Below are 16,522 nucleotides of genomic sequence, written 5' to 3' on the forward strand. Positions count from 1 at the left end.
CGCGAATGAGCGACACGCTATCTATCCTTTTTCATGCTCTTCAGATGAACCTCGCCATAGGTGCATCTCGAGCCAAATCCCTACTATCGTTGCACAAACTCCTATGAGGGGCAGCAACGAAGCTTCAGTTGATGAACGTAATACCAGTGCACAAAACGAAATAAAACACAGTACAGAGTAGATGGTCAGTCTATCTAGAGCTGTTAACATAAGCGCACCTCTTTCATTTGTTACCAACTTGTTAACTAAGTTAAAACAAATTGATCACTTTGCCAAGTGGTTATTGAATATTTTTTCTCCACCGTTATCATCTACCCTCTTTAGCAGTCACATTTGACCTGTAGGGTCACGAGATAACACCATGAGCTTTAATCCTGAATTAGCCACCCATACTCTTGAAGCAGAAGGGCTACGCTGCCCAGAACCAGTGATGATGGTCAGGAAGACGATTCGTACAATGAACGATGGTGATGTGTTATTGGTTAAGGCGGATGATCCATCAACTACCCGAGATATTCCGAGTTTCTGTCGTTTTATGGATCATCAGTTGATTGCAGCGCAAATCGATACGCTGCCATATCAGTACTTGATCAAAAAAGGGATGGAATAACCAATACGGTTAGCAAAGAAAAGAAACGGCAGCTCAAGGGCTGCCGTTTTGTTATTCGTCATATTCTAAAGTGCGAACTTCCGATTGCAGTTTCTGGATCTGCTTCTGCATTGCCCGCATTTCTTCATGCATTGGGATAATATGCGCTACCCGAATCCATGATTCTACGGTCAATCCAGTCAAAATAAACGAGCCAGCCACAATCGGTAACCACATATCTGTTAGCGCCATTGCTAAGAGGCAAAGCGCCAGACCAAAAGTAAACAAATAGCTCTGCTTTTTAGGGGACATTCCCATATAACGTGTAAGCATAAATTTGCCCTCTCGCTATCATTCACATTATTAAGGTAGCATGACAATTATGACACTAATATGTCACTGGTCACGCATTAGAGTGAATTTGGCTAACAGTTTGATCTAACGCAGCTTCACTGCAATTTATTGTTCAATAATCCTCAAAAAAGAGCCGCGCCAGATGCCAACAAAAGGAACAATATTGCAGTGATTTTTCTGATCATCGCTAGCGGTAATTTGTCTGCCGATAATTTCCCGATCAATACCACAGGGACATTGGCCACCAGCATACCAATCGTCGTTCCAAGAGTGACCCATAACAATGCTTCTGAGTACTGAGCACCTAGAATAGAGGTCGCTATTTGGGTTTTATCACCTATTTCAGCAATGAAGAATGCAATAAAACTGGCGATGAAAGGACCTCGATTTGAGATGGTTTCATCGTCATCTAACTTATCTGGGATAAGCACCCAACCCGCCATGGCTAGAAAACTCACCACCACAACCCACTTAAGCACTTCTGGAGATAAATAATCCGCAACCACTACGCCAAGCCATGCGGCTAAAGCATGATTTAGCACTGTGGCCAAAAATATAGCGATGATAATAGGTATTGGTTTTCGGTAACGACTTGCCAACAACAGCGAAAGCAATTGGGTCTTATCGCCAATTTCTGCTAATGCTACCGTTGTGATTGAAATAGCTAAAACGCTCACGACATGCTCAAAGGGGGCAGGGATAATTATTTTTACCTAAGACAAACCTCACGCCCCACCCCGGTTCGTGATGTTTATCTAAGGTCTTGCTAAACGCATCTGGCAATGCGTCTCGAGCGCCATGGTGATTTTGCACCAATTATGTTGACGAACGAACCAAATCAACACGCTGTCGATTTAGTAAGCTACTCCCCAAAGATGACGAAATTCTAATGAGGCGAATGCCAAAGCTCAAGTCAGAAATTCATCAAAAACTCCCTTTTAAGAGAAATTGAAACAATAAACGCGATAAATTCCACTAAAAGGTATTTTTGACTATGAATTAAGCAAGATTACCCCTACTCCCATTAACAATATCTGGGTATACTTGATTGTTATTTTATTCAACCGTAATTACTTTGAATCGCCATTGTTGAGGGTAGAAAACCCAGAAAAAGAGACGAATTCACAAGTAATAAGAGAATCGCGCGAACCTGACTTATGCAAAAATACGATATCAAAACCTTCCAGGGAATGATCCTCGCGCTGCAGGATTATTGGGCTCAAAATGGTTGTACCATTGTTCAACCGCTAGATATGGAAGTGGGTGCGGGTACCTCTCATCCAATGACTTGCCTACGAGCGCTTGGCCCAGAGCCAATGTCTACAGCTTACGTACAACCTTCACGTCGTCCTACCGATGGTCGTTACGGTGAAAACCCGAACCGTCTCCAGCACTACTACCAATTCCAAGTAGCGCTAAAACCATCACCAGACAATATTCAAGAGTTGTACCTAGGTTCTCTAGAAGTACTTAGTATTGACCCACTTGTACACGACATCCGTTTCGTAGAAGACAACTGGGAAAACCCAACACTAGGCGCATGGGGTCTAGGCTGGGAAGTTTGGCTAAATGGCATGGAAGTGACTCAATTTACTTACTTCCAACAAGTTGGCGGTCTTGAGTGTAAACCAGTCACTGGTGAGATCACTTACGGTATCGAACGTCTGGCAATGTACATCCAAGAAGTAGACTCAGTTTACGACCTAGTTTGGAACATCGCACCAGACGGCAGCAAGGTGACTTACGGTGACATATTCCACCAAAACGAAGTAGAGCAATCAACTTACAACTTCGAGCACGCAGACGTTGATTTCCTATTTGGTTTCTTCGAACAGTGCGAGAAAGAGTGTAAAGAGCTGCTTGAGCTTGAAAAGCCACTGCCACTACCTGCTTACGAGCGTATTCTAAAAGCTGGTCACGCATTCAACCTACTAGACGCACGTAAAGCTATCTCTGTAACAGAGCGCCAACGTTACATCCTTCGTATCCGCAACCTGACTAAGTCTGTTGCTGAAGCGTACTACGCATCACGTGAAGCGCTTGGCTTCCCAATGTGCCGTAAGGAAGAGGAGAAGTAATCATGGCTAAAGAATTTCTAATTGAACTGGGTACTGAAGAGCTACCACCAACGCAACTTCGCACTCTAGCGGAAGCGTTCGCAGCAAACTTCGAAGCTGAGCTAAAAGGCGCAGACCTAGCACATGAAGGCGTGAAATGGTTCGCGGCACCTCGTCGTCTTGCACTAAAAGTAGCAGCACTAGCAGACAGCCAGTCTGACAAAGTTGTTGAAAAGCGTGGCCCTGCAGTTTCTGCAGCGTTTGACGCGGAAGGCAACCCAACAAAAGCGGCTCAAGGCTGGGCTCGCGGTTGTGGCATCACGGTTGACCAAGCAGAGCGCATGGTAACAGATAAAGGTGAATGGCTACTGTTCAAACAAGAAGTGAAAGGTCAGCCAACGTCTGAGATCGTAGTTGAACTTGCAGCGAAAGCACTAGCAAACCTACCTATCGCAAAACCAATGCGCTGGGGTAACAAAACGACTCAATTTATCCGTCCAGTTAAGACGCTAACCATGCTAATGGGCAGCGACCTAATCGAAGGCGAGATCCTTGGTGTCGCTTCTGACCGCATTATCCGTGGTCACCGCTTCATGGGTGAGCAAGAGTTCACTATCGATTCTGCTGAGCAATACCCTGCGATCCTAGAAGAGCGCGGTAAAGTAATGGCAGATTACGAAGCGCGTAAAGCAATCATCCTAGCTGACGCACAAAAAGCGGCAGCAGCAGTTGGCGGTATCGCTGACCTAGAAGATGACCTAGTAGAAGAAGTAACGTCTCTGGTTGAATGGCCAGTGGTACTAACAGCGAAGTTTGAAGAAGAGTTCCTAAAAGTACCTTCTGAAGCTTTGGTCTACACCATGAAAGGTGACCAAAAGTACTTCCCTGTCTACGATGACAACAAGAAGCTACTACCTAACTTCATCTTCGTATCGAACATCGAATCAAAAGAGCCTCGTTACGTAATCGAAGGTAACGAGAAGGTAGTTCGTCCTCGTCTTGCTGACGCAGAATTCTTCTTCAACACAGACCGTAAGCGTCCGCTTATCGACCGTCTGCCTGAACTAGAGCAAGCGATTTTCCAAAAGCAACTGGGTACGATCAAAGATAAAACAGACCGTATCACAGAACTTGCTGGTTACATTGCTGAGCAAATCGGTGCTGACGTTGAGAAATCAAAGCGTGCTGGTCTACTAGCAAAATGTGACCTAATGACCTCAATGGTATTCGAATTCACGGATACTCAAGGTGTTATGGGTATGCACTACGCTCGCCACGACGGTGAAGCAGAAGAAGTTGCAGTAGCACTGAACGAGCAATACATGCCTCGTTTTGCAGGTGATGAACTGCCATCAAACGGTGTTTCAACAGCAGTTGCAATGGCAGACAAGCTAGACACTATCGTAGGTATCTTCGGTATTGGTCAAGCACCTAAAGGTTCTGATCCATTCGCACTACGCCGCGCATCTCTAGGTGTACTACGTATCATCGTTGAATACGGCTACAACCTAGATCTTGTTGACCTAGTAGCGAAAGCGAAGTCACTGTTTGGCGACCGCCTAACCAACGACAACGTTGAACAAGACGTTATCGAGTTCATGCTTGGTCGTTTCCGTGCTTGGTACCAAGACGAAGGCTTCAGCGTAGACATCATTCAAGCAGTTCTAGCGCGTCGCCCGACGAAACCTGCAGACTTCGACCAACGAGTTAAAGCAGTTTCTCACTTCCGTGAACTAGAAGCAGCTGAGTCTCTAGCAGCAGCGAACAAGCGTGTAGGTAACATCCTGGCGAAATTCGACGGCGAACTAGCAGCAAACATCGACCTAGCACTTCTACAAGAAGATGCAGAGAAAGCACTAGCAGAAAGCGTTGAAGTAATGACAGAAGCGCTAGAGCCAGCATTTGCTACAGGTAACTACCAAGAAGCCCTAAGCAAGCTAGCTGACCTACGTGAACCAGTTGATGCGTTCTTTGATAACGTAATGGTAATGGCAGACGACGAAGCACTTAAGAAGAACCGCCTGACACTACTAAACAACCTGCGTAACCTGTTCCTACAGATCGCTGATATTTCTTTGCTTCAAAAATAAAATCTTCAGGTTAATTCACCGAATAAAAGCCCAACTCCTCGGAGTTGGGCTTTGTTTTTCTTGCTAATCTTAAAATGTGCTTTGACTCGTAAAGTCAATCGGGTATGTTCAAGGATTACTCTTTGGTCGGCCTAGCTCCGACCTTGCACAAATAAAGCAATGACAATAATGAATTAGGTAAAGAAGTAATGCAGTTTTCTAAGTTTGGTGAAAAATTTAATCAGTATTCAGGTATCACACAGTTAATGGACGACTTAAACGATGGTTTACGCACACCTGGCGCCATTATGCTCGGTGGCGGTAATCCAGCCGCCATTCCTGCCATGCTCGACTACTTTCACCAAGCCAGTGAAGATATGCTCACCAGTGGCGAACTGATTGCAGCACTTGCCAACTATGATGGTCCGCAAGGAAAAGATGTCTTTGTAAAAGCATTAGCTAAGCTACTCAAAGAAACCTATGGCTGGAATATCAGCGAGAAAAACATCAGTTTAACTAATGGCAGCCAGAGTGGTTTCTTTTACTTATTTAACCTATTTGCGGGTACTCAACCGGATGGCTCACACAAGAAAATTTTGTTGCCATTGGCCCCTGAATACATCGGCTATGGTGACGCTGGGATCGATGAAAATGTGTTTGTTTCCTACCGTCCAGAAATCGAGCTGTTAGATAACGGTCTGTTTAAATACCATGTCGATTTTGAGCAGCTAACAGTCGATGACTCTGTTGCGGCAATCTGTGCTTCTCGACCAACCAATCCAACCGGTAATGTACTGACCAATGATGAAATCCAAAAGTTGGACAAATTAGCCCGTGAAAACAACGTTCCTTTAATCATCGATAACGCTTACGGTGTGCCTTTCCCCAACATCATCTTTGAAGATGTGAAACCATTCTGGAATGAAAATACCATTTTGTGTATGAGCTTATCTAAGCTTGGTCTGCCTGGAGTGCGCTGCGGTATTATTATTGCCAATGAAGCCATTACCCAAGCACTGACTAACATGAATGGCATCATCAGCTTAGCGCCGGGTAGCGTTGGCCCAGCATTAGCTAATCATATGATTGAAAAAGGCGATCTATTAAAGCTCAGTGAAAATACCATCAAACCGTTTTATCAAAAGAAATCTCTAAGGGCGGTTGAATTGCTACAAGAAGCCATTAAAGACTCTCGATTCCGAATCCATAAGCCAGAAGGGGCCATTTTCTTGTGGCTATGGTTTGATGAATTGCCAATCACCACTATGGAACTCTACAAACGATTGAAAGCACGTGGCGTGTTAATTGTACCGGGAGAATACTTCTTTATAGGTCAAGAGGATGATTGGGCTCATGCACATCAATGCCTACGCATGAACTACGTGCAGGACGATGAGATGATGCAAAAAGGCATTAAGATCATTGCTGAAGAAATCGAGAAGGCTTACCGCGAAAGTAAATAGAGATTCCCTACTCGGTCGTTCCTCCCTCTATGGAATGACACTGTAAATAATCCAATAAAAAAGAGCACCTAGATGGTGCTCTTTCACTCTTCTTCCCGAATATATTGCCATTAACTCTAAATAGTTGGAGTTACAGCTAGGCGACAAAGAAATTCAGCCCTATGAGCATAGGAACCTATGTGATTAGGGGGAATTGTTGCAGTCAACAACGCTGTGGCTTCAAATATGACGAGTTAACCTTCAATAAGGTTTTTGCCATTAATCGCAATCTTGCGTGGCTGCATCGCTTCTGGGATTTCGCGCTCTAAGTCAATGTGTAGTAGACCGTTTTCCATGCTTGCACCCACTACTTTTACGTAGTCTGCTAGCTGGAATTTACGTTCGAAATCACGCTCTGCGATACCTTGGTATACGTAGGTCTTTTCCGCTTCTGTTTTACGCTCACCCTTCACGATCAACATGTTTTCTTTTTGAGTCAGATCGAGTTGCTCTTCAGCAAAGCCAGCAACTGCCATAGTAATACGGTAGTTGTTCTCATCTTTTTGCTCGATGTTGTATGGAGGGTAACCGCCAGAAGTGTTCTTCGAGGTGTTTGCTTCCATCATGTTGAATAGACGATCGAAGCCAATTGCGTTGCGGTAAAGTGGAGTGAAATCTACAGTTCTCATAATGCTATCCTTTTAGTAAGCAATAGTCTTAGTCGTGAGTTTGCGCGGTTCGATACTGTGAACGAGCCTTGCCGACTAAGGGATTTATCCTCTACTCCTCGGGTTCTCATAACGCTGGGACGTAGCAATAAATCAAGTTCAATTGTGTGCCTCTAAAGTCATCCTCTTTTGAGCGATACCTTATCAGCGGTTCGCGAGGTTCTGTTTCTTCTCTCTTGAGCAAGACAGCTTTCCTCTTCAACAATAGATATGTGGTTGGGACAAATTAGTTTCAAGGGATTATTTCCAAATATTTTTATAATTCAATATTTTTCAAACACTTAAAAACAAAAAAGACCGTCATTTCTGACAGTCTTTTAAAATTTTTAGATTACTTTTATCGAAGCTGGATGAACTTAGTTCAAGGAGAAGGCGCGGAGTTTATAAGCATAAATGAGCACCTTCGACACAGAAATCAGTTCATCCAGCGAAGAGAAAACAATCTAAACGTCTAGGTTAGCTACCTTCAGTGCATTCTCTTCAATGAAGTTACGACGAGGCTCAACTTGGTCACCCATTAGCGTCGTGAACAACTGGTCAGCACCTACTGCATCTTCAATCGTGACTTGCATCATGCGGCGCGTTTCTGGGTCCATCGTCGTTTCCCAAAGCTGATCTGGGTTCATCTCACCTAGACCTTTGTAGCGCTGTAGGCTTAGGCCACGACGTGACTCTTTAATTAGCCATTCTAGTGCGTCAACAAAGCTTGAAACAGCTTGAGTACGCTCACCACGTTTGATGTAAGCCCCCTCTTCAATCAGGCCTTCTAGCGCTTCAGAAAGAGAAGCTAGCTTGCCGTATTCTTTCGAGTTGATGAGGTCAATGCTCAATGCATGTTCATGAGTCACACCGTGCGTACGAACCACGATCTTAGGTAGATTTAAACCTAGCTCTTCGTGCTGCTCTACTTCAAAGCTGTATTGGCTTGCTCCCACTTCTTTAGCATTAAGCTGCTCAACAAGTTGCTTGGTCCAAGCTTCTACTGCTGCTGCATCATGACACTGCTCGGCGGTTAGACGCGGCGTGTAGATGAGCTCATGTACTAACGCACGTGGGTAACGGCGGCTCATACGATCCACCAGCTTAATACCTGCGTTGTACTGTTGAACCAGTTTCTCTAGCGCTTCACCCGATAGTGCAGGTGCTTCTGCGTTTACATGCAGAGAAGCATTATCCAGAGCCAATGCTACTTGGTACTGGTTCATTGCATCTTCATCTTTGATGTACTGCTCTTGTTTACCTTTCTTCACTTTGTAAAGTGGTGGCTGAGCAATGTACACGTAGCCACGCTCAATAAGCTCTGGCATTTGACGGTAGAAGAAGGTCAACAGTAGCGTACGGATGTGCGAACCATCGACGTCAGCATCGGTCATGATGATGATGTTGTGGTAACGCAGTTTATCCGGGTTGTACTCGTCACGACCGATACCACAGCCAAGTGCTGTGATAAGCGTTGCTACTTCTTGAGAAGACAGCATTTTGTCGAAACGTGCTTTTTCAACGTTCAGGATCTTACCTTTAAGCGGTAGGATAGCCTGGTTCTTACGGTTACGGCCTTGTTTTGCGGAGCCGCCTGCCGAATCACCCTCCACTATGTAGAGTTCAGAGAGTGCTGGGTCTTTTTCCTGACAGTCAGCCAGTTTACCTGGTAGGCCTGCTAGGTCTAATGCACCTTTACGACGAGTCATTTCACGAGCTTTACGCGCCGCTTCACGAGCACGTGCTGCATCGATGATCTTAGAACACACCATCTTAGCTTCTGCAGGGTTCTCAACTAGGAACTCAGACAGTTTTTCACCCATTGCTGATTCAACCGCAGACTTCACTTCTGAAGAAACCAGTTTATCTTTGGTTTGGCTTGAGAACTTAGGATCTGGCACTTTCACCGAAACAACTGCAGTTAGACCTTCACGTGCATCATCACCTGAAGTTGCTGTTTTCGCTTTCTTTGAGAAGCCTTCTTTGTCCATGAACGAGTTCAGGGTACGAGTTAGGGCTGCACGGAAACCAGCAAGGTGAGTACCACCATCTCGTTGAGGGATGTTGTTAGTGAAACAGTAGATGTTTTCTTGGAAACCATCGTTCCACTGCATCGCAACTTCAACTGAAATACCGTCTTCACGTTCGAAATCGAAGTGGAAAATTTTCTCGATGATAGGCGTTTTGTTGGTGTTTAGGTGATCAACGAACGCTTGGATACCACCTTCAAACATGAAGTGGTCACTCTTGTCTTCTTCACGCTCATCTTTAAGTTTGATAGAAACACCAGAGTTTAGGAATGATAGCTCACGTAGACGTTTTGCTAGAATATCGTAATGGAACTCAGTATTTGAGAAGGTTTCAGCACTTGGCCAAAAACGAATCTGAGTACCCGTTTTGTCGGTATCGCCAATCACAGCAAGTGGCGCTTGAGGCTCACCATGGTGATAGGTTTGAGTATGGATATGACCACCGCGGTGGATCGTTAGCGTCACTTTTTCTGATAGTGCGTTTACTACCGAAACACCTACACCGTGTAGACCACCCGATACCTTGTATGAGTTGTCATCGAACTTACCACCCGCGTGAAGTACCGTCATGATAACTTCTGCAGCTGATACTTTCTCTTCAGGGTGCATTTCCGTTGGGATACCACGGCCATCATCGCTAACAGAAACTGAGTTGTCCTCATGAATTGTCACAATGATGTCTTTACAGTGACCCGCTAACGCTTCATCAATTGAGTTATCTACGACCTCAAAAACCATGTGGTGCAAACCGGTGCCATCGTCAGTGTCGCCGATGTACATACCTGGACGCTTACGTACCGCATCCAGACCCTTCAGTACCTTAATACTCGATGAATCGTAATTTTCAGACATGAGTTTCTCTCTTTTTATCCTTGCTCTATTGCGCCATGTTCCACATGGAACACTTTGCCATGCTCGTCCAACATATCGACAATTTGGCTTTCGGTAATAGAACTTACAAAAACTTGAGCCCCCGTCTCTTTCAAGCAATCAGCAAGACGCTTGCGACGTTGGCTATCTAATTCTGAGGCAAAGTCATCAATCAAATAGATGCATTGCTTACCTGTCATTGTTGTCAGATGTTGTCCTTGTGCCACTCGAAGTGCACACACCATTAACTTCAACTGACCTCGTGATAAAACATCCTCAACCGGCGTTCCATTCACTTTAATCCGCAGATCAGCCTTATTTGGCCCACTAAAGGTGTAACCAAGCGCCTGATCGCGTTCAAAATTCTTTTCAAGGAGTTCCTGATACGGCGTATCTTTGTCCCATCCTCGGTAATACTTTAATTGGATATCAAACTCTGGCAGAAACGCTTGGCAAATCACCTGTGCAACGTCTTTCATCTGCTCAATATAGTGAGCGCGCCATTGACTGATATTCTCTGCTAAGCGCGCCATTTCTTGATCCCAGTAACTGAGTTCCCGATAGCTGGTGGCGGTCTTCAACAACGCATTACGTTGTTTGTTTAAACGCTTAAACCGCCCCCATGCATCATAAAATGCAGACTCAGTATGAAACACGCCCCAGTCAATAAATGCACGGCGATGTTTCGGCCCATCCGTTAGTAGATCAAACCCTTCAGGATGAATCAACTGCAATGGCAGCACTTGCGCTAATTGGGCTAATTTTTGCCCGGACTGACCGCCTATTTTAACCTCTGTTGAGCCATCACGCTGCTTATTAATGCCAATTGGTAGCTCAAATTGATCCGAGGTCAAAAAACGACCGTGAACAAACAGTTCATCACACTCATTTTGGATCACGCGGCCAGTTAGCGTACTTTTAAAAGAACGACCATGACCGAGCAAATAAATGGCTTCCAACACACTGGTTTTGCCACTTCCGTTAGGGCCAATAAGAAAGTTAAAGCCTGCTGATAGGTCAATATCACAGGCTTTAATGTTTCGAAATTGCTGAATAATAAGGCGGGATAGAGGCATTCTATAATCGAATTGGCATAACCACGTACATGGCACTATCGTCATCGGCGTTTTCTATCAACGCACTGGCGTTGGCGTCAGACATCGAGACCCGAACATTATCACAGCGTAAAGTGTTCAGCACATCCAAGACATAACTGACATTAAAACCAATTTCAATCGCGTCCCCTTCAAAGGTTACGTCCAGCATTTCTTCTGCTTCTTCTTGCTCAGGGTTATTGGCAGTAATGCGCATTTCACTACCCGCAAGATTGACGCGAACACCACGGAATTTCTCGTTAGAAAGAATGGCAGCACGAGAGAAGGCTTGGCGTAACTCATCACAGTTAGCAAGCAATGTTTTCGTCGTAGTCTGTGGCAGAACACGGCGATAATCAGGGAAGCGGCCGTCAACTAACTTAGATGTGAAGACAAAGTTGTTCACTTCAGCACGGACGTTTGAGCTACCAATTTGCAATACAACAGGCTGCTCGGGTGCATCCAATAGCTTCACTAACTCTTGAACCCCCTTACGCGGCACAATAATTTGTTGCTGAGCAAAGTCGGCGCTTAATGCTGTTTGTGAAACCGCCATACGGTGACCGTCGGTCGCAACACTGCGCAGTGTTGTGCCATCAATTTCAAACAGCATACCGTTAAGGTAATAACGAACATCTTGGTTCGCCATTGAAAATTGAGTCTTTTCAATTAATGTACGTAATTCGGCCTGCGTTAAAGAGACTTCCACTTCACTCTGCCAATCTTCAATGTTTGGAAAATCATTGGCAGGAAGTGTGGATAACGAAAAACGACTGCGACCAGAACGTACTTGAACGCGGTCGCCTTCCAAAACAAATGTGATAACAGAATCATCGGGTAAACCGCGACAGATATCGAGAAACTTACGTGATGGAACAGTAACACTGCCCGCTTCAAATTCACCTTCTAACGTCACACGACTGATCAATTCCACTTCTAGATCGGTTGCGGTCATAGACAATACGTTATCTTCAACTTTCAGTAGCAAGTTACCTAAAATAGGCAGAGTCGGACGACCACCTAACGCACCTGACACTTGTTGAAGTGGTTTCAGCAGGTGGCTACGTTCAATGGTAAATTTCATATAATGCTCTTAACGGTGTTTGCGGTTTTATCGTGTTAACTGAAACTAAGAATACTCGGTATTTTGGTAATTAAGAAGACAGAGTCCGAATCAGGTTCGAGTAATCTTCTTTTATATCGTGGCTTTCTTCACGTAACTGCTCAATCTTGCGACACGCATGCAGTACCGTTGTATGATCACGACCACCAAAGGCGTCACCGATTTCCGGCAAGCTGTGGTTAGTCAGCTCTTTCGCCAACGCCATTGCAAGTTGGCGAGGACGCGCCACAGAACGCGAACGGCGTTTTGACAGCAAATCAGCCACTTTAATCTTGTAGTACTCAGCGACCGTCTTTTGAATATTGTCGATGGTGACCAGCTTTTCTTGTAAAGCCAGTAGATCGCGCAGCGCTTCACGGACAAAATCAATCGTGATTGGACGGCCGGTAAAGTTTGCGTTAGCAATCACTCGGTTCAAAGCACCTTCAAGCTCACGAACGTTAGAACGCAGACGCTTCGCAATAAAGAAGGCCACTTCATCGGCCAGATGAATTTGGTGATCTTCTGCTTTCTTCATCAAGATCGCGACACGAGTCTCGAGTTCAGGTGGCTCAATCGCAACCGTCAAACCCCAACCAAAACGTGATTTAAGGCGATCCTCTACCCCGCTGATCTCTTTTGGATAACGGTCAGAGGTTAAGATGATCTGCTGGTTACCTTCAAGCAGTGCGTTGAAGGTATGGAAGAATTCTTCTTGCGAGCGTTCTTTATTGGCAAAGAACTGGATATCATCGATAAGCAGTGCATCCACACTGCGGTAGTAACGTTTGAATTCTTCAATCGCATTATTTTGCAGCGCTTTCACCATGTCTTGCACGAAACGCTCCGAGTGCATGTACACCACTTTTGCATTCGGCTTGTTATCCACAATGGCATTGCCCACCGCATGCAATAGGTGCGTTTTACCTAAACCTGTTCCACCGTATAAGAATAATGGGTTATACGCAGCACCAGGATTATCAGACACTTGGCGTGCCGCGGCTAAGCCCAACTGGTTCGATTTACCTTCAACAAAGTTATTGAATTTGTGTTTAGGGTTCACATTTGAACGATGGTTAATATCTGCGACTGCTTGGGCATCATCATCCCAAGTTTTATGTACAGGTTTACGTGCTTGCAGTTGTGCTGGAGCAGAAGACTCTGCTGCGACATCGGCAGGTGTACGTGTTGGTGCTGGTTTTGGCGCAGAAACCGGACGGCTGCCCACTTCAAAACGCAAGCTTGGAATATCGTTACCACAATATTCCTGCAATAGACGATTGATGCTATTGAGGTACTTATCACGAACCCAATCTAGAACAAAACGGTTGGGTGCAAATAAAGTGAGAGTATTGTCATTGAGCTCCGCTTGTAACGGACGAACCCACATACTGAATTCTGTAGCTGGTAGCTCTTCTTGAAGCCGTTGCATGCATTGCAACCAAAGCGAAGATGACACGGTGCCCCCACTCAAAGTAAATGATCTGAAAAGACTGGCAATTTTACCTGTTGATAACCAAGATCGCCAGCAAATGATCGACGATCCAGTGAATAAGATCTAAGTTATTCACAATTTTTTCGATGAATAAGGGGGGATCCCCACACCATGCCCCATTTTTACCCACATATTGATCCACATTTAGGCTATTTTTACGGGATCTTTGTTTTGGTGATAACTCTGTGAATTGTCTTAAGTCGTCTCTATTATTTGAGAGATATTCACGCGTTATCCCCAGTCCTTATTAACTTATTACTCAGTGGACTAGGATATTGCACTTGGTTATTTATCTAAGTGAGCTGAATCACAGTAGTATTTATCTCCATAATATTAAGGAGCTGTACTATGAAAAACTGGATTAAAGCTGCAATTGCAGCAATCGCACTATCTGCCGCAACGGTTCAAGCTGCCACTGAAGTAAAAGTGGGTATGTCTGGACGCTACTTCCCGTTCACTTTTGTGAAGCAAGATAAGCTACAAGGCTTTGAAGTTGACCTTTGGGATGAAATTGGCAAACGTAACGATTACAAAGTTGAATATGTCACAGCAAACTTTTCAGGCCTATTTGGTTTATTAGAAACTGGCCGTATTGACACCATTTCAAATCAGATCACCATGACAGATGCACGTAAAGCAAAATATTTGTTTGCCGATCCGTACGTGGTTGACGGCGCACAGATCACAGTGCGTAAAGGAAATGATGCGATCCAAGGTATCGACGATCTCACAGGAAAAACGGTAGCCGTAAACCTGGGCTCAAACTTTGAGCAGCTGCTACGTGATTATGATAAAGATGGCAAGATCAACATCAAAACCTACGACACAGGTATTGAACATGATGTTGCGCTCGGTCGTGCCGATGCATTTGTCATGGATCGCCTTTCAGCATTGGAACTTATCAAGAAAACCGGTCTACCACTGCAACTTGCAGGTGAACCATTTGAAACGATTCAAAATGCTTGGCCATTTGTAGATAACGAAAACGGCAAAAAGCTACAAGGCGAAGTAAACAAAGCGTTGGCAGCAATGCGTGCAGACGGTACGCTAGCGAAAATTTCTGAAAAATGGTTTGGTGCTGATATCACCAAATAAGCCAACTTTTTTAGTTCGAACAATACAAAGGTGGAATTCAGTTCCACCTTTTCTTTTCTCTCAAAGGTAAGTTATGGGATTTGATTTTAACTACATGCTGGAACTGATGCCGATATTGCTCAAATATCTTGGCACCACGATGGAAATGGCCGTATGGGGATTATTGTTCTCCCTCGCTCTTGCGGTGATCATCGCTAACATCCGCGTTTTCCGTGTCCCTGTGCTTGATCAGCTCAGCCAACTCTACATCAGCTTCTTTCGTGGTACACCGTTATTGGTGCAGCTGTTCCTGCTTTATTATGGCTTACCGCAAATTTTTCCATTTATGGTTGGCCTTAACGCATTCAGTGCTGCGGTAATCGGCCTTACTTTGCATTTTGCCGCATACATGGCAGAAAGCATCCGTGCAGCCATCATCGGTATCGATCGTAGCCAAATGGAAGCGAGTTTGTCTGTGGGTATGACCACCTCTCAGGCTATGCGTCGTATCATTTTGCCACAAGCAACCCGTGTCGCGCTGCCTTCATTGATGAACTATTTTATCGACATGATCAAATCAACATCACTCGCCTTTACGCTGGGTGTTGCAGAGATCATGGCCAAAGCTCAGATGGAAGCATCATCAAGCTTTCGTTTCTTTGAAGCATTCCTAGCGGTGGCACTGATCTATTGGGGCGTAGTCGTCATACTCACCCGAGTACAAATCTGGGCGGAAGCAAAACTGAATAAGGCATATGTACGATGATCAAACTCTCTAATATTCATAAACGCTTTGGCGATACCGAAGTTCTAAAGGGAATCGATATCGACATCAAACAAGGCGAAATCATCGTCATTATCGGCTCCAGTGGTACTGGTAAATCGACGTTGCTACGCTGCGTCAATTTTCTTGAACAAGCAGATCAAGGCCAAATTACGATTGATGACGTCATGGTTGATTGCCAAAAACACAATAAAGCAGAGATCTTAGCTCTTCGACGTAAAACAGGCTTTGTATTTCAAAACTACGCCCTATTTGCTCATATGACCGCTCGTCAGAATATTGCCGAAGGTCTGATCACCGTCCGCGGTTGGAACAAAGAAGAAGCATTAAAACGTGCTCAGCAAATCTTGGATGATATTGGTTTAAGCGACAAAGGCGATAGTTATCCAGCGGCACTCTCTGGTGGGCAGCAACAACGTGTGGGTATCGGCCGAGCGATGGCACTTCAACCCGAATTATTGTTATTTGATGAACCAACATCCGCACTTGACCCAGAGTGGGTTGGTGAAGTTCTTCAATTAATGAAGGAATTAGCGACAAAACACCAGACTATGCTGGTGGTCACTCATGAAATGCAATTCGCACGAGAAGTGGCAGATCGCGTGATCTTCATGGCTGAAGGCAATATTGTTGAGCAGGGATCTCCACAGGATATCTTTGGTAATCCACAGGATCCTCGCTTACAAAAATTCTTACGTCAGGTAGGAATGGAGTAAAGATCCACCATAAGGATCGATCGATCCTTGAGATTTTACTCACACTACGTATAATCGCCCGGCCGGAATTTAGCTGTCGCACAAAGATTGACACTTTATGTGACTGTGATTACAATTCCGCCTCTTTGTTGAGAGGCGT

At 44.8% G+C, this 16,522-nt stretch carries 16 protein-coding genes; 8 read left to right on the forward strand and 8 right to left on the reverse strand.

Annotated features, from left to right (window positions below; genetic code table 11):
* Positions 1 to 21: 21 nt before the first annotated feature.
* On the reverse strand, positions 22 to 210 hold the full coding sequence (locus ACQEXS_RS19340; RefSeq protein WP_367987716.1) for a hypothetical protein: 189 nt from the start codon (positions 208 to 210) through the stop codon (positions 22 to 24).
* Between the two features lie 151 nt (positions 211 to 361).
* Here ACQEXS_RS19340 and tusA point away from each other — a divergent pair, with 151 nt between their 5' ends.
* A complete protein-coding gene (tusA, locus tag ACQEXS_RS19345; RefSeq protein WP_367987715.1) occupies positions 362 to 610 on the forward strand; it encodes a sulfurtransferase TusA in 249 nt (82 codons plus the stop codon).
* A 51-nt stretch (positions 611 to 661) separates the two neighbouring features.
* Here tusA and ACQEXS_RS19350 read toward each other — a convergent pair whose 3' ends face one another.
* Together ACQEXS_RS19350 and ACQEXS_RS19355 are read right to left on the reverse strand one after the other, a co-directional pair.
* Positions 662 to 922: a hypothetical protein gene (locus tag ACQEXS_RS19350; RefSeq protein ID WP_367987714.1), complete on the reverse strand. Its 261-nt coding sequence runs from the start codon at positions 920 to 922 to the stop codon at positions 662 to 664.
* A 143-nt stretch (positions 923 to 1,065) separates the two neighbouring features.
* Positions 1,066 to 1,620 (reverse strand): TMEM165/GDT1 family protein, encoded by a 555-nt coding sequence (locus ACQEXS_RS19355; protein WP_427014886.1) that lies wholly within the window; start codon positions 1,618 to 1,620, stop codon positions 1,066 to 1,068.
* Between the two features lie 480 nt (positions 1,621 to 2,100).
* Here ACQEXS_RS19355 and glyQ point away from each other — a divergent pair, with 480 nt between their 5' ends.
* The 3 genes from glyQ (at position 2,101) to ACQEXS_RS19370 (ending at position 6,532) form a co-directional block, all read left to right on the forward strand.
* Positions 2,101 to 3,021: a glycine--tRNA ligase subunit alpha gene (gene glyQ / locus ACQEXS_RS19360; protein ID WP_427014887.1), complete on the forward strand. Its 921-nt coding sequence runs from the start codon at positions 2,101 to 2,103 to the stop codon at positions 3,019 to 3,021.
* Positions 3,022 to 3,023: 2 nt separating this feature from the next.
* The gene (gene glyS, locus ACQEXS_RS19365; RefSeq protein ID WP_427014888.1) at positions 3,024 to 5,090 is read left to right on the forward strand and encodes a glycine--tRNA ligase subunit beta; all 2,067 of its coding nucleotides are present in this window, start codon (positions 3,024 to 3,026) and stop codon (positions 5,088 to 5,090) included.
* 188 nt (positions 5,091 to 5,278) lie between these two features.
* Positions 5,279 to 6,532 (forward strand): valine--pyruvate transaminase, encoded by a 1,254-nt coding sequence (locus ACQEXS_RS19370; protein WP_427014889.1) that lies wholly within the window; start codon positions 5,279 to 5,281, stop codon positions 6,530 to 6,532.
* A gap of 233 nt (positions 6,533 to 6,765) precedes the next feature.
* Here ACQEXS_RS19370 and ACQEXS_RS19375 read toward each other — a convergent pair whose 3' ends face one another.
* The 5 genes from ACQEXS_RS19375 to dnaA form a co-directional block, all read right to left on the reverse strand.
* Positions 6,766 to 7,200, reverse strand: a complete 435-nt coding sequence (locus tag ACQEXS_RS19375; RefSeq protein ID WP_053439996.1) for an Hsp20 family protein — start codon at positions 7,198 to 7,200, stop codon at positions 6,766 to 6,768.
* 482 nt (positions 7,201 to 7,682) lie between these two features.
* Complete coding sequence (gene gyrB / locus ACQEXS_RS19380) at positions 7,683 to 10,100, reverse strand: DNA topoisomerase (ATP-hydrolyzing) subunit B (protein WP_427014890.1); 2,418 nt, start codon at positions 10,098 to 10,100, stop codon at positions 7,683 to 7,685.
* A gap of 14 nt (positions 10,101 to 10,114) precedes the next feature.
* Entirely contained in the window at positions 10,115 to 11,194 is a 1,080-nt protein-coding gene (recF, locus tag ACQEXS_RS19385; protein WP_367987709.1) for a DNA replication/repair protein RecF, read from the reverse strand.
* A 1-nt stretch (position 11,195) separates the two neighbouring features.
* The gene (gene dnaN, locus ACQEXS_RS19390) at positions 11,196 to 12,296 is read right to left on the reverse strand and encodes a DNA polymerase III subunit beta (RefSeq protein ID WP_427014891.1); all 1,101 of its coding nucleotides are present in this window, start codon (positions 12,294 to 12,296) and stop codon (positions 11,196 to 11,198) included.
* Positions 12,297 to 12,366: 70 nt separating this feature from the next.
* A complete protein-coding gene (gene dnaA / locus ACQEXS_RS19395; RefSeq protein ID WP_367987706.1) occupies positions 12,367 to 13,773 on the reverse strand; it encodes a chromosomal replication initiator protein DnaA in 1,407 nt (468 codons plus the stop codon).
* Here dnaA and ACQEXS_RS19400 point away from each other — a divergent pair.
* The 4 genes from ACQEXS_RS19400 (at position 13,745) to ACQEXS_RS19415 (ending at position 16,383) form a co-directional block, all read left to right on the forward strand.
* A complete protein-coding gene (locus ACQEXS_RS19400; protein ID WP_427011793.1) occupies positions 13,745 to 13,876 on the forward strand; it encodes a hypothetical protein in 132 nt (43 codons plus the stop codon). The genes dnaA and ACQEXS_RS19400 overlap by 29 nt on opposite strands.
* A gap of 281 nt (positions 13,877 to 14,157) precedes the next feature.
* Positions 14,158 to 14,904, forward strand: a complete 747-nt coding sequence (locus tag ACQEXS_RS19405) for an amino acid ABC transporter substrate-binding protein (RefSeq protein ID WP_367987705.1) — start codon at positions 14,158 to 14,160, stop codon at positions 14,902 to 14,904.
* 73 nt (positions 14,905 to 14,977) lie between these two features.
* Positions 14,978 to 15,649, forward strand: a complete 672-nt coding sequence (locus ACQEXS_RS19410) for an amino acid ABC transporter permease (RefSeq protein ID WP_427011776.1) — start codon at positions 14,978 to 14,980, stop codon at positions 15,647 to 15,649.
* A complete protein-coding gene (locus ACQEXS_RS19415) occupies positions 15,646 to 16,383 on the forward strand; it encodes an amino acid ABC transporter ATP-binding protein (protein ID WP_427014892.1) in 738 nt (245 codons plus the stop codon). The genes ACQEXS_RS19410 and ACQEXS_RS19415 overlap by 4 nt, the downstream gene beginning before the upstream one ends.
* Positions 16,384 to 16,522 lie beyond the last annotated feature (139 nt).

Origin of the sequence: Vibrio sp. TRT 17S01, assembly GCF_050113695.1 — a bacterium.
In the GTDB taxonomy this organism is placed as follows: domain Bacteria; phylum Pseudomonadota; class Gammaproteobacteria; order Enterobacterales; family Vibrionaceae; genus Vibrio.